General features: G+C 69.8%; 15 protein-coding genes and 1 riboswitch. Of the genes, 6 read left to right on the plus strand and 9 right to left on the minus strand.

Annotated features, from left to right (window positions below; all coding sequences use genetic code 11):
* Positions 1–324 precede the first annotated feature (324 nt).
* The 6 genes from ACF07B_RS25450 to ACF07B_RS25475 all read right to left on the minus strand — a co-directional run bounded on the left by ACF07B_RS25450 (position 325) and on the right by ACF07B_RS25475 (position 7604).
* A complete protein-coding gene (locus ACF07B_RS25450) occupies positions 325–1359 on the minus strand; it encodes a ribonucleotide-diphosphate reductase subunit beta (protein ID WP_392180640.1) in 1035 nt (344 codons plus the stop codon).
* Positions 1359–3740: a ribonucleoside-diphosphate reductase subunit alpha gene (locus ACF07B_RS25455; protein ID WP_392180641.1), complete on the minus strand. Its 2382-nt coding sequence runs from the start codon at positions 3738–3740 to the stop codon at positions 1359–1361. Before ACF07B_RS25455 ends, ACF07B_RS25450 begins: the two co-directional genes overlap by 1 nt.
* Before the next feature lie 155 nt (positions 3741–3895).
* Positions 3896–3988, minus strand: a riboswitch (cobalamin riboswitch).
* An 87-nt stretch (positions 3989–4075) separates the two neighbouring features.
* Entirely contained in the window at positions 4076–4597 is a 522-nt protein-coding gene (locus ACF07B_RS25460) for a GNAT family N-acetyltransferase (RefSeq protein ID WP_384241707.1), read from the minus strand.
* Between the two features lie 121 nt (positions 4598–4718).
* Complete coding sequence (mctP, locus tag ACF07B_RS25465) at positions 4719–6329, minus strand: monocarboxylate uptake permease MctP (protein WP_369484035.1); 1611 nt, start codon at positions 6327–6329, stop codon at positions 4719–4721.
* A complete protein-coding gene (locus ACF07B_RS25470) occupies positions 6326–6589 on the minus strand; it encodes a DUF3311 domain-containing protein (RefSeq protein WP_392180642.1) in 264 nt (87 codons plus the stop codon). The genes mctP and ACF07B_RS25470 overlap by 4 nt, the downstream gene beginning before the upstream one ends.
* A gap of 250 nt (positions 6590–6839) precedes the next feature.
* On the minus strand, positions 6840–7604 hold the full coding sequence (locus ACF07B_RS25475) for a GntR family transcriptional regulator (RefSeq protein WP_326785595.1): 765 nt from the start codon (positions 7602–7604) through the stop codon (positions 6840–6842).
* 437 nt (positions 7605–8041) lie between these two features.
* On the opposite strand from ACF07B_RS25475, the gene ACF07B_RS25480 reads away from it, so the two are divergent.
* The 4 genes from ACF07B_RS25480 (at position 8042) to ACF07B_RS25495 (ending at position 13099) form a co-directional block, all read left to right on the plus strand.
* Positions 8042–9325: an extracellular solute-binding protein gene (locus tag ACF07B_RS25480; RefSeq protein ID WP_392180643.1), complete on the plus strand. Its 1284-nt coding sequence runs from the start codon at positions 8042–8044 to the stop codon at positions 9323–9325.
* Positions 9326–9470: 145 nt separating this feature from the next.
* Positions 9471–10457, plus strand: a complete 987-nt coding sequence (locus ACF07B_RS25485; protein ID WP_369484032.1) for a carbohydrate ABC transporter permease — start codon at positions 9471–9473, stop codon at positions 10455–10457.
* A complete protein-coding gene (locus ACF07B_RS25490; RefSeq protein ID WP_369484031.1) occupies positions 10454–11329 on the plus strand; it encodes a carbohydrate ABC transporter permease in 876 nt (291 codons plus the stop codon). Before ACF07B_RS25485 ends, ACF07B_RS25490 begins: the two co-directional genes overlap by 4 nt.
* Before the next feature lie 9 nt (positions 11330–11338).
* Positions 11339–13099: a glycoside hydrolase family 3 protein gene (locus tag ACF07B_RS25495; protein WP_392180644.1), complete on the plus strand. Its 1761-nt coding sequence runs from the start codon at positions 11339–11341 to the stop codon at positions 13097–13099.
* Positions 13100–13322: 223 nt separating this feature from the next.
* Here the strand turns inward: ACF07B_RS25495 and nagB are convergent, their stop codons facing one another.
* Positions 13323–14108, minus strand: coding sequence for a glucosamine-6-phosphate deaminase (gene nagB / locus ACF07B_RS25500; protein WP_362402985.1), 786 nt, complete (start codon positions 14106–14108; stop codon positions 13323–13325).
* A gap of 647 nt (positions 14109–14755) precedes the next feature.
* On the opposite strand from nagB, the gene ACF07B_RS25505 reads away from it, so the two are divergent.
* Positions 14756–16222 carry a PAS domain-containing sensor histidine kinase gene (locus ACF07B_RS25505; protein WP_362403071.1) on the plus strand — a complete coding sequence of 489 codons (1467 nt, stop codon included), beginning with the start codon at positions 14756–14758 and terminating at the stop codon, positions 16220–16222.
* Positions 16223–16470: 248 nt separating this feature from the next.
* Here ACF07B_RS25505 and ACF07B_RS25510 read toward each other — a convergent pair whose 3' ends face one another.
* Positions 16471–16728 (minus strand): WhiB family transcriptional regulator, encoded by a 258-nt coding sequence (locus tag ACF07B_RS25510; RefSeq protein ID WP_006380970.1) that lies wholly within the window; start codon positions 16726–16728, stop codon positions 16471–16473.
* Positions 16729–17045: 317 nt separating this feature from the next.
* On the minus strand, positions 17046–18011 hold the full coding sequence (locus ACF07B_RS25515; RefSeq protein WP_384235987.1) for a diacylglycerol/lipid kinase family protein: 966 nt from the start codon (positions 18009–18011) through the stop codon (positions 17046–17048).
* 170 nt (positions 18012–18181) lie between these two features.
* Here ACF07B_RS25515 and ACF07B_RS25520 point away from each other — a divergent pair, with 170 nt between their 5' ends.
* Complete coding sequence (locus ACF07B_RS25520; RefSeq protein ID WP_392180645.1) at positions 18182–18634, plus strand: hypothetical protein; 453 nt, start codon at positions 18182–18184, stop codon at positions 18632–18634.
* Positions 18635–18636 lie beyond the last annotated feature (2 nt).

The raw sequence follows: 18636 nt of genomic DNA on the forward strand, positions 1-18636 counted from the left end.
CGTTCGGGGCGCCATGGCCGGAGGTGGGGTTCTCGGCGCTCTGGGACGGCAGCCTGTGACGCGCGTAGTGCGAGCATGGAGAGATGCGTCATGGGCATGCCAATTCAGTCGTCCCGGGTGTGCCGAGGTGCGCGGCTCGACGGGACGGCCAGAACGTAACCGGGGGGAACGGCGTGCGAACAGGCGTGCCGGAAGAACTTTGCCGCTCCATGGATGGGGATTGGCACGGCGATTGGCGCCACGGGGGCAGTACGTGACGAAAGCCGGGCCGCACAGGGCGGCCCGGCTCTCATCGGTGACGAACGGTCAGGACGACCGGGACGGTCAGAAGTCCTCGTCGAAGTCGACGGTGCCCTCCACCGCGACCTGGTACGCGGAAGGCCGGCGCTCGAAGAAGTTCGTCAGCTCCTGGACACCCTGGAGCTCCATGAAGGAGAACGGGTTCTCCGAGCCGTACACCGGCGCGAAGCCCAGCCGCTGAAGGCGCTGGTCCGCCACGCACTCCAGGTACTGCCGCATCGAGTCGGTGTTCATGCCCGGCAGGCCCTCACCGCACAGGTCGCGCCCGAACTGCAGCTCGGCCTCGACGGCCTCGCGCAGCATGTCGGTGACCTGCTCCTGGAGCTTGTCGTCGAAGAGCTCCGGCTCCTCCTTGCGGACGGTGTCGACGACCTCGAAGGCGAAGCTCATGTGCATCGTCTCGTCGCGGAACACCCAGTTGGTGCCGGTCGCCAGGCCGTGCAGCAGACCCCGGCTGCGGAACCAGTAGACGTACGCGAAGGCCCCGTAGAAGAAGAGCCCCTCGATGCACGCGGCGAAGCAGATCAGGTTCAGCAGGAAGCGGCGGCGGTCGGCCTTGCTCTCCAGCCGGTCCATCTTCTCGACCGAGTCCATCCACGTGAAGCAGAACTGCGCCTTCTCGCGGATGGAGGGGATGTTCTCGACCGCGTCGAAGGCCGCGGCGCGGTCCTCCGGGTCGGGCAGATAGGTGTCGAGCAGCGTCAGATAGAACTGGACGTGCACCGCCTCCTCGAAGAGCTGACGGCTCAGATAGAGCCGCGCCTCGGGGGAGTTGATGTGCTTGTACAGCGTCAGCACCAGGTTGTTCGACACGATCGAGTCGCCCGTCGCGAAGAACGCGACCAGCCGGCCGATCATGTGCTGCTCACCCGGCGTCAGCTTCGCGAGGTCGGCGACGTCCGAGTGGAGGTCGACCTCCTCGACGGTCCAGGTGTTCTTGATCGCGTCCCGGTAGCGCTCGTAGAAGTCGGGGTAGCGCATGGGACGGAGCGTCAGTTCGAAGCCCGGGTCGAGCAGGTTCTTCTCGGACGCGGCCTTCTCGGCGGTGGTGTCGCTCATTACTGGCAGGCCTCGCAGGACTCGGGGTTTTCCAGGGAGCAGGCGACGGCGTCGGGGTCGGCGACCTGCTGGACGGGGATGGTCTTCTCGGGCTGCGCCTGGGCCTGCGCCGCGCGGGCGATGCGCGTCGCGGGACGGGACCGCAGGTAGTACGTCGTCTTCAGCCCCGACTTCCAGGCGTACGAGTACATCGAGGACAGCTTGCCGATGGTCGGCGTCTCCAGGAACAGGTTCAGCGACTGCGCCTGGTCCAGGAACGGGGTCCGGGCGGCGGCCATGTCGATCAGACCGCGCTGCGGGATCTCCCACGCCGTCCGGTACAGGTCGCGCACGTCCTGCGGGACCCAGGTGAAGCCCTGCACCGAGCCGCTGGACTCGCGCAGCGCCTCACGGGTCTGCGCGTCCCACACGCCGAGCTTCTTCAGCTCGCCCACCAGATACGAGTTGACCTGGAGGAACTCGCCGGAGAGCGTCTCGCGCTTGAACAGGTTCGACACCTGCGGCTCGATGCACTCGTAGACGCCCGCGATGGACGCGATGGTCGCCGTCGGCGCGATGGCCAGGAGCAGCGAGTTGCGCATGCCGACCTCGGCGATCCGCTGCCGCAGGGCGGCCCAGCGCTCCGGCCAGTTCAGCTCGACGTCGAAGTGGTCCGGGTGCAGGACGCCACGGGCGGTACGGGTCTTCCCCCAGGCCGGGAGCGGCCCGTTGCGCTCGGCGAGGTCCGCGGACGCCTCGTAGGCGGCGAGCATGATCCGCTCGGCGATCCGCGTGGACAGGGCGCGGGCCTCGGGCGAGTCGAAGGGCAGCCGCAGCTTGAAGAAGACGTCCTGGAGGCCCATCGCGCCGAGGCCCACCGGACGCCACTTCGCGTTGGAGCGGCCCGCCTGCTCGGTCGGGTAGAAGTTGATGTCCACCACGCGGTCGAGGAACGTCACCGCGGTGCGCACGGTCGCGTCGAGCCGCTCCCAGTCGATGTCCTGACCGACCACGAACGCGCCCAGGTTGACCGACCCCAGGTTGCAGACCGCCGTCTCCCCGTCGTCCGTGACCTCCAGGATCTCGGTGCACAGGTTCGAGGAGTGGACGGTGTGCCCCGGCTCCGCCGTCTGGTTGGCGGTGCGGTTGGCGGCGTCCTTGAAGGTCATCCAGCCGTTGCCGGTCTGCGCGAGGGTGCGCATCATGCGGCCGTACAGGTCGCGGGCCGGGATGGTCTTCTTCGCGAGGCCCGCCTCCTCGGCCTTGCGGTAGGCGGCGTCGAACGCGTCGCCCCACAGGTCGACCAGCTCCGGCACGTCGGCGGGGGAGAACAGCGACCAGACGCCGTCCTCGTTGACCCGGCGCATGAACTCGTCCGGGATCCAGTGCGCGAGGTTCAGGTTGTGCGTGCGCCGCGCGTCCTCACCGGTGTTGTCGCGCAGCTCCAGGAACTCCTCGATGTCGGAGTGCCACGTCTCCAGGTACACCGCGGCCGCGCCCTTGCGCCGGCCGCCCTGGTTCACCGCGGCGACCGAGGCGTCGAGCGTCTTGAGGAACGGGACGATGCCGTTGGAGTGCCCGTTGGTGCCGCGGATCAGCGAACCGCGCGAACGGATGCGGGAGTACGAGAGGCCGATGCCGCCCGCGTGCTTCGACAGGCGGGCCACCTGGTGGTAGCGGTCGTAGATGGAGTCCAGCTCGTCCAGCGGGGAGTCGAGGAGGTAGCAGGACGACATCTGGGGGTGCCGCGTACCGGAGTTGAAGAGCGTGGGGGAGGAGGGGAGGTAGTCGAGGCGGCTCATGAGCCGGTAGAGCGAGGCGACTTCGTCCACCGAGCGGGCCGTGTCGTCCTCGGCGAGGCCGGAGGCCACCCGGAGCATGAAGTGCTGGGGCGTCTCGACGACCTTGCGGGTGATCGGGTGCCGGAGCAGATAGCGGCTGTGCAGCGTGCGCAGCCCGAAGTAGCCGAAACGGTCGTCGCCCTCGGAGTCGGTCAGCGCGTCGAGGCGGGCCGTGTGCAGCCGGACGAACGCGGCCGTGCGGTCGGCGATCAGACCCTCGCGGTGACCGACGGAGACCGACTCGGAGAAGGTCGTGACGCCCTGCGAGGCGGCCTCCTCGGTGATGGTGATCGCCAGCAGACGGGCGGCCAGCCGGGAGTAGACGGGATCCTCGGAGATGAGACCCGCGGCCGCCTCGGTGGCCAGTTCGCGCAGCTCCGCCTCGTCGGCGCGGGAGGACCGGCCGCGCAGCGCCGCGGCGGCGACCCGGCCGGGGTCGGCGTCGGGGAGATCGGCGGTCAGATCGGTCAGGGTCCGCAGCAGCGCGGTTCCGGGACCGTCGGTCTCCACCCGGGCCTGCTGCGCGGTCACTGAAGCCGGATCGGCTGGCGCGATGGTCACGTGGGGATCTCCCTCGCTCGGCACGGGGCCTTGCGGGCAGGAGCGGGGCACACGGGAGCGCTCCAGGGCAGCAGCGCACCGCGTCCACCGGCCCATTCCGCGAGGCCCGGACGTCGTCGGCACCCGGGCCGGACGGCCGGGGCGCGCTGTCGGCAGGTCCTCGGACTGACACGAGAGCGGGCACGCGGACACGCGAACACGCACAAGTACACCGTTGCGGGACAGTTCCGGATTCGCACCGGATTCCCCTGCGGTGACAGCGAGCATGAGCATACATCTTGTGCCGGGCTTCGGGACTGCCCCCACATCTTGTGTCCGCTTGGTGCCGAAGAGCGCTACGGAGCGTGCCGGAGCGTCAACTCGTAAGTGAGCAGCCGGATGTCGTCGAGCTCCGGAAGCGGGTTCCAGTCGCGGTCGGGCGTGCGGGTGAAGCCCACACGCGCGTAGAGGCGGTGGGCGCTGTGCATGCTGCCCTGGGTGGACAGCACCACGCGCGTACAGCCGCCCTCCAGGGCCCGCGCCCGCCCGACGCAGGCGCGCACGAGCGCCTCACCGGCACCCCGGCCGCGCGCCTCCCGCGCGACCGCGAGCATCCGGATCTCGGCCTCGCCGGGGCGCGCGAAGTCGGCCATGGGGCTGCCCTCCGTCACGAAGGTCACACTGCCGAGCACGCGCTCCCCCTCCGCGGCGACCAGCACGTCGGCGACGGCCGCGCGCCCGGCGACGTCCCGCAGCTTTGCGAGGTACCGGTCGTTCTCCCCGAAGTCGAGCAGTCCGTCGCCGAGATAGGCCTGGGCCGTGATCTCGGCCACCGTGGGGTACTCCCCGGGCCGCGCCGGCCGGATGACGATGTCCATGCGGGTGAGTGTGCCCGACCGGCACGGCGACGGGCCGCCGGTTTTCGTCCGGCGGCCCGTCGTTCCCGGCTGTCGCCGGGACCTGCCCGTGGCCCGCGGCCAGGACAGGTCTCCGGCGCTCCTAGTGGCTCGCGTCCGCCGTGGCCGGCGGGAGCTCCGTCTCGACCCCCGGGTCGCCCGAGTCGGCCGTGTAGTCCGAGGGCGAGGTCTCGTCCACGCCCTCCGGGGCCTTGAACGCCCTGAGGGCGAAGGTGAGGACGACGGCCACCGCGACGTTCAGGACGAACGCGGTCAGGCCGATGTAGCCGATCTCCCCGATCCCGGGGATCTCCTTCGAGCTGCCGCCGAAGTGCTTCTGGGTCGGGGAGGCCACTCCGTAGGCGGCGATCGTGCCGTAGAGCATGCCGACCGCCCAGCCGCCCAGCAGTGCCCAGCGGTGGAACCAGCGGGTGAACAGCCCGCCGACCAGGGAGGGGAAGGTCTGAAGGATCCAGATGCCGCCCAGCAGCTGGAAGTTGATCGCGACGGTCTTGTCCATGGTCAGGACGAAGACCAGCGCGCCCACCTTCACCAGGAGCGAGACCATCTTGGACACCCGGGTCTCCTGCCGCGGGGTCGCGGCCGGGTTGATGAAGTCCTTGTAGATGTTGCGGGTGAAGAGATTCGCGGCCGCGATCGACATGATGGCCGCCGGGACGAGGGCGCCGATCCCGATGGCGGCGAAGGCGACGCCCGCGAACCAGTCGGGGAACATGTTCTCGAAGAGCTGGGGGATGGCGAGCTGGCCGTTGGTGACCTTGACGCCGGCCGCGATCGCCATGAACCCGAGCAGGGCGAGCAGGCCCAGCATCAGCGAGTACAGCGGCAGGATCGTCGTGTTGCGGCGGATCACCTCCCGGCTGCGGCCGGACAGGGTCGCCGTGACCGAGTGCGGATACATGAAGAGCGCCAGGGCCGAGCCCAGCGCGAGGGTGGCGTACGTCCACTGGCCCGCCTCGGCCGGGACGATCCCCCCGGCGCCCGCGGCCGTGTACTTGTCGCTCGCCGCCTTGAAGATCTCGTCGAAGCCGCCCAGCTTGATCGGGATGTAGATGATGGCCACCGCGATCACGATGTAGATCAGGGCGTCCTTCACGAACGCGATCAGAGCGGGGGCCCGCAGACCCGAGGAGTAGGTGTACGCCGCCAGCACGCCGAAGGCGATGAGCAGCGGCAGGTCCTTGACGAACCAGTGGGTGCTGTCGCCGCCGCCCACGCCCATCACGTCCAGGACGGCCTGGATGCCGACGAGCTGGAGCGCGATGTACGGCATGGTGGCCAGGATGCCGGTGACGGCCACGGCCAGGGACAGGCCCTTGGAGCCGAAGCGGCCGCGCACGAAGTCCGAGGTCGTCACATAGCCGTGCCGGTGGGAGACCGACCACAGGCGGGGCAGGAAGGTGAAGATCAGCGGATAGACGAGGATCGTGTACGGCACGGCGAAGAAGCCGGCCGCGCCCGCCGCGTAGATCGCCGCGGGCACCGCGACGAAGGTGTACGCCGTGTAGAGGTCGCCGCCGAGCAGGAACCAGGTCACCCAGGTGCCGAAGGACCGTCCGCCCAGGCCCCATTCGTCGAGGGTGTGCTCGTCGGCGGCTCTGCGCCAGCGCGCGGCCAGGAAGCCCATGACCGTGACGGCCAGGAAGAAGAAGACGAAGACGCCGAGGGCGACGCCGTTCACACCGTCCTTCATGCCTCCGCACCTTCCTTCGCCGAGGTGCGGGCCCGCTGGTCACGCCGCCAGAGCTGGTACGCGACCACCGTCAGCAGTGTGGAAAGGGGTACCCACAGCAGTTGGTACCAGTAGAAGAACGGGATGCCGATGAACGCCGGGTCGGTCTTCGTGTAGGAGCCGACCCACAGCATCGCCCCGAAGGGCGCGAGCAGACAGAGGGCGATCACCACACGTACCGGTGTCACCAGGGGTGGTTTCACTTCGGGCAGGTCGGACATTCGGGCGACTCCGTCCCCTCGTCGATCACCTGGGTAACGCGCAGGCAATCTAGGGGACGGTTGGGCTTTAGGGAACCACCCGTGCCCGACGGCTGGTGTGAAGGGTCGGTGTCGGCGCGCACACGCCCTCAGCAGCGGCGGAACCGCGGGCCCGTCGGGCAACCCCTGCGGCGGGTACGGCGCCTGACGGCGTGTCCGGGGCCGTTCCGCCGGCGTCGTCGGGACCGGGTCCGCGACGGCGCCGTCCGGCTCAGTCCTGCGGGCGCTTGAGGCGGGCGACGAACTTGTACCGGTCGCCGCGGTACACCGACCGCACCCATTCGACCGGCTCTCCCTGCCGGTCGATCGAGTGGCGGGAGAGCATCAGCATGGGCAGGCCCACGTCGGTGCCGAGCAGTCCGGCCTCGCGCGGGGTCGCCAGCGAGGTCTCGATGGTCTCCTCGGCCTCGGCGAGATGGACGTCGTACACCTCGGCCAGCGCGGTGTAGAGGGAGGTGTACTTGACCAGCGACCTGCGCAGGGCGGGGAAACGCTTGGCGGAGAGGTGGGTGGTCTCGATGGCCATGGGCTCGCCGCTGGCGAGGCGCAGCCGCTCGATGCGGAGCACCCGGCCCCCGGCGGTGATGTCGAGCAGGCCGGCGAGGGCGTCGTCCGCCGTGATGTAGCCGATGTCCAGCAGCTGCGAGGTCGGTTCGAGGCCCTGGGCCCGCATGTCCTCGGTGTACGAGGTCAGTTGGAGTGCCTGGGAGACCTTCGGCTTGGCGACGAAGGTGCCCTTGCCCTGGATGCGTTCGAGGCGCCCCTCGACGACCAGCTCCTGAAGGGCCTGCCGCACCGTGGTGCGCGAGGTGTCGAACTCGGCGGCGAGGGTCCGCTCCGGCGGCACCGGCGTACCGGGCGGCAGCGTCTCCGTCATGTCGAGCAGGTGCTTCTTGAGGCGGTAGTACTTGGGCACGCGCGCGGTACGGATGGGCGCCCCACCCTCGTTCTCCGCACTGCTGACGTCGGTGCTCATGCTCTGCCTTCCCGGCTCCGGATGCCGAAGCGACCGCCATGTCGTCGGCCACGCCTCACATCGTGGCACGGCTTGTTGCGCGCGTGTTCCCCGCACGCTCCGTGATCCCCTCTATATACCGTCGGCGTACCTGTTGGTCTAGTCCATCGCGCGCAGACGGTGTCGCCGAAGTCGGCGCGGACGGACCGGAGGTGGTTCTTTCGCAGGCCGCGAACGGGTCCGTAATTTGTGCCGCTTGGCTACTTAAAGGTCCTTGCATATGTAGGTCCCATAACGGCCGACTGGACGGGCTTACACACCCTTGACACCCCCCTAGGTCTAGGCCAAGCTCCCGGTACTGGTCTACACCATTGGTCCAGTCCCGGCCCCACGGGCGGTACACGGCGTTTGTCACCGCGGGGAGCAGGGGGGTTTGTGGCATCCCTGAGGAGGGTGGCGTGAAGCGCAAGCTGATAGCCGCGATCGGTATCGCGGGCATGATGTTCTCCGTCGCGGCGTGCGGCAACGACGACAAGTCCGGGGGGTCGGACAAGGGCGCTGACGCCAAGGAGCTGACGGTCTGGCTCACGGTCGACGCGCAGAACAACTGGCCCGACCTGGTCAAGCAGGCCGACACGGCGATCGAGGCGAAGCACCCCGGCATCAAGATCAAGCACGAGTACTACGGCTGGCCGGACAAGAACACCAAGCTCGACGCGGTCCTCGCCACCGACAAGGCGCCGGACGTGGTCGAGATGGGCAACACCGAGATGCTCGGCTACATGGTCAAGGGCGCCTTCGCTCCCCTCGACGCCTCGAAGTTCGAGAACTCGGACACCTGGCTCGACGGCCTCAAGGAGTCCGTGACCTACGACGGCAAGACCTACGGCGTCCCGTACTACGCCGGTGGCCGCGTCGGCAACTGGCGCAAGGACATCGCCGCCTCGGCCGGCGTGAAGTCCACGCCGAAGACGTACGCGGAGCTCACCTCCGACCTGGACAAGATCCAGAAGAAGCAGGGCTCCAAGTTCAGCGCCTGGTACCAGCCCACCCGCGACTGGTACGCGGCCATGTCCTTCGTCTACGACGCCGGCGGCTCCATCGCGAAGGAGGAGGGCGGCACGTGGAAGGCCAACCTCTCCTCGCCCGAGTCGGTCAAGGGCCTCAACGAGTTCAAGACCATCGTCGACAAGTACATGCACGGCGACAAGACCAAGGACGAGTCCGACCGTTACATCGTGTACGGCCAGGGCAAGTCCGGCATGATCTTCGGTGCGGCCTGGGAGGGCGCGACCGCCGAGGACCCGAAGAGCGACAAGACCGGCAAGCTCAAGGGCAACCTCGAGAACTTCGTGATGCCCGGCCCGTCCGGCAAGAACCTCCCGGTCTTCCTGGGCGGCTCCGACCTCGCCGTCCCGGTGAAGTCGAAGGCGCAGGCCGTCGCCGCCGAGTGGATCAACGCGTTCACCGGCGCCAAGGGCCAGAAGTACCTGATGGGCAAGGGCAACCTGCCCAACAACAAGACCGACCTGGTCAGCCTGCAGAGCGACCCGGCGACGGCCGTTCCGGCCACCGCGGCCGAGTCCAGCTGGTTCGTCCCGATGGCGCCGGGCTGGGGCCAGGTCGAGAAGGCCCAGGTCCTGCAGACCATGCTGCAGAACATCGGCACCGGCAAGAAGTCCGTCGCGGACGCCGCGAAGGACGCGGACACCGCGATCGACAAGGTCATCAACACCAAGTGACCTGAGAGCAGGGCCCCGTCGGTCCTCCGTCACGGAGGGGCGGGGCCCTGCCTCCCGTACGGCCCGGCCAGGGTCTCACCCCCTGACGCCCGGCCGTACGGGCCTTCGCTTTCGTACGACCTGAGGGACCGCTGAGGAGCGCGCGATGAGTGCCGCAGACACGACCACCACTGCCAAGGTGCCGCCGCCGCGGCAGGCACCACCACCGGCCGTCGCGAAGGCGCCACGCGCCAGGCGGACCTCGGGCGCGGCGGCGGCCCCCTGGGCCCTGCTCGCCCCGTGCCTGCTGATCCTCGCGGTCGTCCTCGGCTATCCGCTGGTGCGCCTGGTCACGCTCTCCTTCCAGAAGTTCGGGCAGTCCCAGCTCTGGGGCTTCCAGCCGGCCGAGTCGGTCGGCCTCGACAACTTCAAGGGCGTGCTCTCGGACGACGAGTTCTGGGCGGTGGTCGTCCGGACGATCCTGTTCGCCGGCGGCGCCGTCGTCTTCACCATGGTCATCGGCATGCTGATCGCGCTGCTCCTCCAGCGCGTGTCCGGCTGGGTGAAGACGCTGATCAACATCGTGCTGGTGGCGAGCTGGGGCATGCCCATCATCGTGGCCACCACCGTCTTCAAGTGGCTCTTCGACTCCGACTACGGCGTCTTCAACGCGCTGCTCAGCAAGCTGCCCGGCGTCGACATGGTCGGCCACAACTGGTTCGCCAGCGGGACGCAGGGCCTGAGCGTGATCATGCTCCTGGTCGTCTGGGGCGCGGTGCCCTTCGTGGTCATCACGCTCAGCGCCGGACTCACCCAGGTCCCCGCCGAGCTGGAGGAGGCCGCACGGCTCGACGGCGCGGGTGCCTGGGGAGTCTTCCGCCATGTCACGCTGCCGATCCTCAAGCCGATCATCGTCATGCTGACGACCCTCTCGGTCATCTGGGACATGGGCGTCTTCCCGCAGGTCTTCGTCATGCGGGGCGGCCACCCGGAGGCGGAGTTCCAGTTGCTCACCACGTACTCGTACGACCGTGCCTTCGTCGTCAACGACTACGCGCAGGGCTCGGCGATCGCGGTGCTGACCGTGCTGCTGCTCCTGGGCGTGGTCGCCGTGTACATGCGTCAGATGCTGCAGATCGGAGAGGTCGAATGAGCGCCGTCGCCACGTCCGGGCGTACGTCCGCCACGGGGCGGAAGTCCTCCCGGCCCCGCAAGTCCAAGCTCGGCTGGAACCTGCTCGGCCTGGTCGTCTTCCTGACCGCGGGCTTCCCCGTCTACTGGATGCTCAACACGGCGATCAAGCCGGCCAAGGACGCCATCGACCCCGATCCGAGCCTGTTCCCCACCGGGTTCACGCTCGACAACTTCCGCCGCGCGCTGGACATCGCCGACTTCTGGGGCCCGGTGGGCCGCAGCCTGATCGTCTCCGTCTCGGTGGTCGTGATCGGCATCGTGGTCGGGATGCTGGCCGCGCTGGCCATCTCCCGCTTCGCCTTCCGCGGCCGCAAGGTCGTGATCGTCGGCATCCTCGCGGTGCAGATGATCCCGCTCGTAGCCATGATCATCCCGGTCTTCCTGCTGCTGAACGACCTGCACCAGTACGACAAGCTCTCCGGTCTGATCCTCACGTACCTGACCTTCATCCTCCCCTTCACGGTGTGGACGCTGCGCGGCTTCATCGTCAACATCCCGAAGGAACTGGAGGAGGCGGCGATGGTCGACGGATGCAGCCGCACGGGCGCCTTCATCCGCGTGGTCTTCCCGCTGCTGGCCCCCGGCATGGTCGCGACATCCGTCTACGCCTTCATCCAGGCCTGGAACGAATACCTCTACGCCCTCATGCTGCTGAGCCAGCAGAACCAGACCGCCACCGTCTGGCTCGGCAACTTCACCACCAAGCACGGCACCGAGTACGCCCCGATGATGGCCGGAGCCACGATGATGGCCGTGCCGATCGTCGTCCTGTTCCTCCTCGTCCAGCGCAAGATGGCCGCGGGTCTGACCGCGGGCGCCGTGAAGGGATAACGCCTCCCGATGACGACATTCGCCAGTGGTACAGACACCCTGACGCGCGACGCCCTCACCGTGCTCCAGCCCGGTTTCACCGGGACCACGGCTCCGGACTGGCTGCTGCGCCGTCTCGGTGAAGGCCTCGCCTCCGTCGGCCTGTTCGGCCGCAACATCGCCTCCCCCGATCAACTCGCCGCCCTGACCGCCCAGCTGCGCGTCGAACGTGACGACGTCCTGGTCGCCATCGACGAGGAGGGCGGTGACGTCACCCGTCTGGAGGTACGCACCGGCTCGTCCTTCCCGGGCAACCACGCGCTGGGCGCCGTCGACGACGTGGCGCTCACCGAGGCCGTCGCCCTCGAACTCGGCCGCAGGCTGGCCGCGTGCGGGGTGAACCTCAACTGGGCGCCGTCCGCCGACGTGAACTCCAACCCGGCCAACCCGGTCATCGGCGTACGGTCCTTCGGCGCCGACACCGGCCTGGTGGCCCGGCACACGGCCGCCTACGTCAGGGGCCTGCAGGCCGCGGGCGTGGCCGCCTGCACCAAGCACTTCCCGGGCCACGGGGACACCGCGGTGGACTCCCACCACGCCCTGCCGCGCATCGACGCGGACCTGTCGGTCCTCCAGTCCCGCGAACTCGTTCCCTTCCGGGCCGCGATCGCCGCGGGCAGCCGTGCCGTGATGAGCGCGCACATCCTCGTCCCGGCGCTGGACCCGGACCGCCCGGCCACCCTCTCCCGCCGCATCCTCACCGGCCTGCTGCGCGAGGAGCTCGGCTACGAGGGCCTCATCGTCACCGACGGCATGGAGATGCAGGCCATCGCGGCGACGTACGGCATCGAGCGGGGCAGCGTGCTGGCCATCGCGGCCGGTGCGGACGCCATCTGCGTCGGCGGCGGGCTGGCGGACGACGACACCGTGCGCCGGCTGCGCGACGCCCTGGTCTCCGCCGTCCGGTCCGGCGAGCTCCCCGAGGAACGCCTCGCGGACGCGGCGAACCGGGTGCGGGCGCTGGCCGAGTGGACGGCCGCGGCCGCCGCCGCCCGGAAGGCCTCCCCGGCCGCCTCCGGCCCGGAGTCCCGCCCTGCCACGATTGGCTTGAACGGCTCGAACGGATCGAACAGCCCTGGCGGTACGGGTGGTGCGAGCGGTACGGGTGGCGTGAACGGTACCGGCGGTACCGATGTCACCAGCGGTGCGAACGGTACAGCGGGTGCCGGCGGTGCGGGCACCCCGGTCGGAGTGGGCACCCCGGACGGAGCAGCCGGCTCGGACGGAGCGGGCAGCGCGGACGGAGCGGGTGGGCCGGACGGAGCGGGCGGCGGTACGGCCCGAGCCGCCGATGTGGGCCTGGTCGCCGCTCGGCGCGCGCTGACCGTGACCCGCTCAGCGGCGTACCGCCCGCTCACCGGGGCTCCCTACGTCGCCGCGCTCACCCCCGTCGCGAACATCGCCGTCGGCGACGAGACCCCGTGGGGCGTCGCGGCGGAGCTGGCCCGGCTGCTTCCCGGCACCGAGACCGGCAGCTTCACCGGTGAGGACGCGGGCTCCTCGGCGCTCGCGGCCGCCGCCGGGCGGCCACTCGTCGCGGTGGTCCGAGACGAGCACCGTCACCCCTGGATGACGGCGGCCCTGGACACCCTGCTCGCCTCCCGCCCCGACACCGTCGTGGTCGAGATGGGCGTGCCCCAGTCGGCGCCCCGGGGGGCCCTGCACATCGCCACCCACGGCGCGGCACGGGTGTGCGGCCTGGCGGCGGCGGAAGTCATCGCAGGCACGTAGCGACCCGGCCCCCAGGGCCTGCCTCCGGGCCCTGGGCCGGCAGCTCAGCCGGGCTTCTGGGCTTCGGGCCTCAGCTCAGGTCCTGGTCTCCGGGCCTCGGGGCCCCGGTTCAGGGCCTGGCCCCGGTGTCTCCCCCGGGCCCTGGCCCCGCCATCACGCACCGGTGCCGGGCACTCCCTCGGGAGTGCCCGGCACCGGTCTGTCTCCGGGGCTTGGCCCGCCTCTAGATGCCCTGCCAGTCCGGCTTGGCGGCGAAGGTCTGGCGGAAGTAGTCCCCGAGCTTCAGCTTGGACGCGGCGGCGTCGTCGACGACCACCGTCGCGTGCGGGTGCAGCTGGAGCGCCGACGCGGGACACACCGCCGCGACCGGCCCCTCGACCGTCGCCGCCACGGCGTCCGCCTTGCCCTCGCCGGTCGCGAGCAGCACCAGGTGCCGCGCCTCCAGGATCGTGCCGATGCCCTGGGTGATGACGTGGTGCGGCACCTGTTCGATGTCGCCGTCGAAGAACCGGGCGTTGTCCACCCGGGTCTGCTCGGTCAGCGTCTTGATGCGGGTCCGGGAGGCGAGCGAGGAGCACGGTTCGTTGAACCCGATGTGCCCGTCCGTCCCGATCCCCAGCAGCTGGAGGTCGACCCCGCCGGCCGCCGCCAGCGCCCTGTCGTACGCCTCGCAGGCGGCCTGGACGTCCGCCGCCGTGCCGTCGGGCCCCATGAACGCGTCCATGCCGATGCCCAGCGGCTCCAGCACCTCGCGCCGCAGCACGGAGCGGTAGGACTCGGGGTGCTCGGCCGGCAGCCCCACGTATTCGTCGAGCTGTGCGATGCGCGCACCCGAGGTGTCCACGGCACCGGAACCCACTCGGGCCGTCAGCGCCGCGTAGATGGGCAGCGGCGTCGAGCCGGTGGCCACGCCGAGGAGCGCGTCGGGCTTGCGCCTGAGCAGTTCCGCCATGGCCTCGGCGATCAGCTCGCCGCCCGCCTTGGCGTCCGGGACGATGACAACTTCCACGCTGGGCCTGCCGATCTGGAGAGGGGACTCAGGAACGCATCCGAATCCGAAGGGGGACACATGTGGTATAGACCAATCTAGCAGAGCGTCACCCTTCCGTCGCCCCGTCGCGGGGGCGCGTCGCGAGGTGAACCGCCGGGCCCCGCGGGAATCCGTCCCGCCCCGCTCTGGCCCCTCCGCTCGCCCGGTGGCTCCGCCCGTCCGATGACGCCTCCCGTTCAGGAACCGAAGCGGGATAGTCTGGCGGGCGCTCCTGGTGTTGGATGAGTGAACGACGACCAACACGACCGGAGCGCAAGGGTCGTGGACGCGTCCGCGACCGCGGACGCATGGACGCGGAACCATGGTCTAGTCCACAATGCTTTGAGAAACTGAACAAGCCTCCGTCTTCCCCGCACAGGAAGACGGACCGAGGAACCGGCGCTCTCTGCCCTGACTGCACCGGCTCCTCTCTTCGGCCGAATGGGACCGCACACCCCACGGCCGTTGTTGCTCCGGGCTGCGGTGCCGGGAGGGTTGAGGGTCCCTCTCAGGCGCCGCGGCCCGCGGGTGTTCTCGGGGGCCGCACGGCGCTCCCGGAGCCCCCGGAGCGTGGCCGATTTCGGGACCTGTCGGATCCTCCGGGTACGCTCGCACTCGTGCCCTCCATGAACGACCTCGTACGCCAGCACACAGCCCTCGACGACTCCGATCTCGAGTGGCTTCATCTGCTGGTCTCGGAGTGGCAGCTGCTCTCCGACCTCTCCTTCGCCGACCTCGTCCTGTGGGTTCCCACGCGCGACGGCACCCGGTACGTCTCGGTCGCCCAGATGCGCCCGAACACCGGGCCCACCTCGTACCAGGACGACATGGTCGGCCATCTGGTCCCCCGTGGCCGCCGCCCCCTGCTGGACGCGGCGCTCGACGAGGGCCGGATCGTGCGCGAGGGCGATCCCGAGTGGCGCGAGGAGGTGCCGGTCCGGGTCGAGTCCATTCCCGTACGCCGTGACGGCCGGGTCCTCGGTGTCATCGCGCGCAACACCAACCTGCTCACCGTGCGCACCCCGAGCCGCCTCGAACTGACGTATCTCCAGAGCGCCTCCGACCTCGCGCAGATGATCGCCGCGGGCACCTTCCCGTTCCCCGACCAGCAGGTCGACATGGACGCCTCGCCCCGGGTCGGTGACGGGCTGATCCGCCTCGACGCGGACGGCATCGTCCAGTACGCCTCGCCGAACGCGCTCTCGGCGTACCACCGCATCGGTCTGGCCTCCGATCTGGTGGGTCACAACCTCGGCTCCACCACCGCCGAGCTCGCCCCGTCCCGGGGCCCGGTGGACGAGGCGCTGTCGAAGGTGGCCAGCGGCTGGGCGCCCCGCGAGTTCGAGATCGAGAGCGCCGACGGGGTGATCCAGCTCCGGGCGATCCCGCTCAAGCCCAAGGGCACCCGCGTCGGTTCCCTGGTCCTGCTCCGCGATGTCACCGAACTGCGCCGTCGCGAGCGCGAATTGATCACCAAGGACGCCACCATCCGGGAGATCCACCACCGGGTGAAGAACAACCTCCAGACGGTGGCGGCCCTGTTGCGGCTCCAGGCCCGTCGCATCGACTCCGACCGGGGCCGGGAAGCCCTGGAGGAGGCCGTGCGCCGGGTCGGATCGATCGCGATCGTGCACGAGACGCTCTCCCAGAACCTGGACGAGCGGGTGGAGTTCGACGAGATCGCCGACCGGGTGCTCGCCATGGTCGCCGAGATCTCGCCCGGCAAGGTCACCGGCCGGCGCACCGGACGCTTCGGCATCCTGGACGCCGAGGTCGCGACCCCGCTCTCCATGGTCCTCACCGAGATCCTCCAGAACGCGCTGGAGCACGGCTTCCGCGAGGGCGACCGGGGGACCGTCGAGGTCTCCGCGGTGCGCGGCGGCACCTCCAAGGACGCCCGGCTGCTGGTCACCGTCCAGGACGACGGCGTCGGACTGCCCGAGGGCTTCGACCCGCACCGTTCGGGCAACCTCGGCCTGCAGATCGTACGGACGCTGGTGGAGGGCGAGTTGGGCGGCAGCTTCGACATGGTGGCCGCTCCGGAGCGCGGCACCCAGGTGCTCCTGGACATCCCGGTGGTCGTGCCCAAGTGACGCGCCCGACGCGCGCACGGGCCGCACCGGCGGCCCGTGGGCTGCGCCGGTCGGCGTTCCGCGAGGATCGTCACTCAGTGTGACCGGCTTCGGACGGGAACAGCAATGAGCCCCGGACCACCAAGGTGGTCCGGGGCTGAAAGCTCGTTGCATCAAGCGCATCGGGGTACTGCGCGCTGCGGCTCGGGGGCGGGAGTTGCGTACTCGCTGTACGCGCCGCCAAGCTCAGGCTCGTGCGGGGTGGAACGTCAGGCGGTGGCCTGACGAGCTCGGTTGCGGGCGGCACGGCGCTTCATTGCGCGGCGCTCGTCCTCGCTGAGGCCACCCCAGACGCCGGAGTCCTGGCCGGACTCGAGCGCCCACTGCAGACACTGCTCCATGACGGGGCAGCGACGGCAGACGGCCTTGGCTTCCTCGATCTGCAGCAGCGCAGGACCGGTGTTGCCGATGGGGAAGAAGAGCTCGGGGTCTTCCTCGCGGCAAACGGCGTTGTGACGCCAGTCCATGGCTGCTACCTCTCCTTGGTATTACATGCACGTTGCTTGTGAATGTGAACGCTTTCACGAATCCCTCAACAAGTGAAGGGCCGACAACCAGATGGACTGGTGTGGTCCTGTGATTTGAGGAGGGGTTCCGGTGCTCTGGGGGCCGATGGTGCGGGCCGTCCCGAGCGCCACGTAGAGACTCGCAAACCTCAGCGGCGGATACAACCCCTTCAGGAAAGTTTTTTTTGATTCCTCGGTGTCGGCTGAGTCACAGCCGTACTTCCATGGGGTGGACCCTGGTCTAAACGTTCGAGTGAAAGGAGTTTGGCCCCTTCCGCTCACACAATCACACGCAGTGCACGGCGTACGCCTGTGAACGTCACGCTCGTACGCAGTCCCAGATGGTCGCCGTCCATCTGAAGGGGGAGCGGAACCTTCGAATGCAAGGTGAAGTCCGCCAGGTCATGCAGAGTGACGGCGTGCTTGCCGTGGGGTCCACGCTCGGGGGACGAAGTGAGCAACTGGGTGGCATACCGGGCGACCGCGGGCGTCGACATGCGGCTGAGTGCCAGTACGTCGAGTCCGGTATCGAACGAGGCCTTAGGTGCCGCGTACACCGGACGATTGCCGAGAAACGTCCACGGCGAGGTGTTGCAGATGATGGACAGGACCAGATCGGTCACCGGGTCGACGCCGGGGCGCTCCAGGGTGATCGTCCCGTGCCGGCGGTGAGGATCGTCCAGAAACTGACGCAGTACTTGGCGGAGATACAGCGCGTGCGTGGAGCGCCGGCCCAGTTCGCGCTGCTGTTCGACCCGGCCCACGACCCCGGCGTCGAAGCCGAGGCCGGCGCAGAAGGTGAACCAGCGGGAGGGGACGGACTCGTCCTCGGTGCCGGGTGTGCCCGCGGCCAGACCGAGGCCGACCGTGCGCTCGCGCTCCTCGCGCAGGGCGTCCAGCAGGGCGCCCGTCGCCTCCACGGCGTCGTTCGGCAGGCCCAGGGCGCGGGCGAAGACGTTGGTGGAGCCGCCGGGGACCACGGCGAGGCCGGGAACGCGGGGGTCGGGGCCCCGGTGCAGAAGGCCGTTCACGACCTCGTTGACCGTGCCGTCCCCGCCGAGGGCCACGACCATGTCTATGTCGTCGCTGTCCGCGGCCTGCCGTCCGAGGTCCCGGGCGTGCCCGCGGTACTCGGTCGTGACCACTTCCAGTTTCATCTCACTGGCCAATGCGTGGATCAGCACGTCACGCGTACGCGCACTTGTGGTGGTTGCCGCCGGATTGACCACGAGAAGTGCACGCATGCGATGCAGCGTACCTACTGGGTGGTACTCGTCCCAGACCGAGGTAGGGATCCAGTAAGAGATCGCGGGTGCGGAAGGGGTGCGGAACCGGATCGCCGCGCCGCCCGTGGCGGTGCGGTTCCCGGCCCCGGGGCACTCGGACGTCCGGGACCGACGGCTACTCTTCGGGGGTGAGCCGTGAGCAGAATCCCACTCCCGACGCCCCCCGATCCGACCCCCGCCCCGGACGGCTGACCGCCGCCGCGGCGCTGGCCGCGCTGGAGGGGACCGCCCTCGTGGCGGGCGGCGTCTGCGTCCTCGTCCTCGGTCTCACCGGCGATCCCGACAGCCGGCGGCAGGCCGTCACCGGCGGCGTCACGCTGATCGCGCTCGCGCTGCTGCCGCTGCTCGCCGCGCGCGGACTGCTGCTGCGCCGCGCCTGGAGCCGTGGCCCGGCCCTCGTCACCCAGATCCTGGCGCTGCCCGTCGCCTACACCCTGCTCCAGGCCGACAGCGTCGCGATCCCCGCCGGTATCGCCCTCGCCGCCGTCGCCGTGGTGTCCCTGGTGCTGCTGGCGAACCCGGCGACGACACGGGCCCTCGGCATCCGAGGGCCCGGCGGCGACGCGCGCGACGAGAAGTAGCG

It is taken from the genome of Streptomyces sp. NPDC015532, assembly GCF_043078065.1.
In the GTDB taxonomy this organism is placed as follows: domain Bacteria; phylum Actinomycetota; class Actinomycetes; order Streptomycetales; family Streptomycetaceae; genus Streptomyces.

What these genes read in the sequence shown, in the direction of transcription:
- ACF07B_RS25495 (WP_392180644.1), top strand. Translation starts at nt 11,339, where the DNA reads ATGACGACATTCGCCAGTGGTACAGACACCCTGACGCGCGACGCCCTC.
- ACF07B_RS25460 (WP_384241707.1), bottom strand. Translation starts at nt 4,597, where the DNA reads ATGGACATCGTCATCCGGCCGGCGCGGCCCGGGGAGTACCCCACGGTG.
- ACF07B_RS25485 (WP_369484032.1), top strand. Translation starts at nt 9,471, where the DNA reads ATGAGTGCCGCAGACACGACCACCACTGCCAAGGTGCCGCCGCCGCGG.
- ACF07B_RS25515 (WP_384235987.1), bottom strand. Translation starts at nt 18,011, where the DNA reads ATGCGTGCACTTCTCGTGGTCAATCCGGCGGCAACCACCACAAGTGCG.
- ACF07B_RS25505 (WP_362403071.1), top strand. Translation starts at nt 14,756, where the DNA reads ATGAACGACCTCGTACGCCAGCACACAGCCCTCGACGACTCCGATCTC.
- mctP (WP_369484035.1), bottom strand. Translation starts at nt 6,329, where the DNA reads ATGAAGGACGGTGTGAACGGCGTCGCCCTCGGCGTCTTCGTCTTCTTC.
- ACF07B_RS25510 (WP_006380970.1), bottom strand. Translation starts at nt 16,728, where the DNA reads ATGGACTGGCGTCACAACGCCGTTTGCCGCGAGGAAGACCCCGAGCTC.
- ACF07B_RS25450 (WP_392180640.1), bottom strand. Translation starts at nt 1,359, where the DNA reads ATGAGCGACACCACCGCCGAGAAGGCCGCGTCCGAGAAGAACCTGCTC.
- ACF07B_RS25490 (WP_369484031.1), top strand. Translation starts at nt 10,454, where the DNA reads ATGAGCGCCGTCGCCACGTCCGGGCGTACGTCCGCCACGGGGCGGAAG.
- ACF07B_RS25470 (WP_392180642.1), bottom strand. Translation starts at nt 6,589, where the DNA reads ATGTCCGACCTGCCCGAAGTGAAACCACCCCTGGTGACACCGGTACGT.
- ACF07B_RS25475 (WP_326785595.1), bottom strand. Translation starts at nt 7,604, where the DNA reads ATGAGCACCGACGTCAGCAGTGCGGAGAACGAGGGTGGGGCGCCCATC.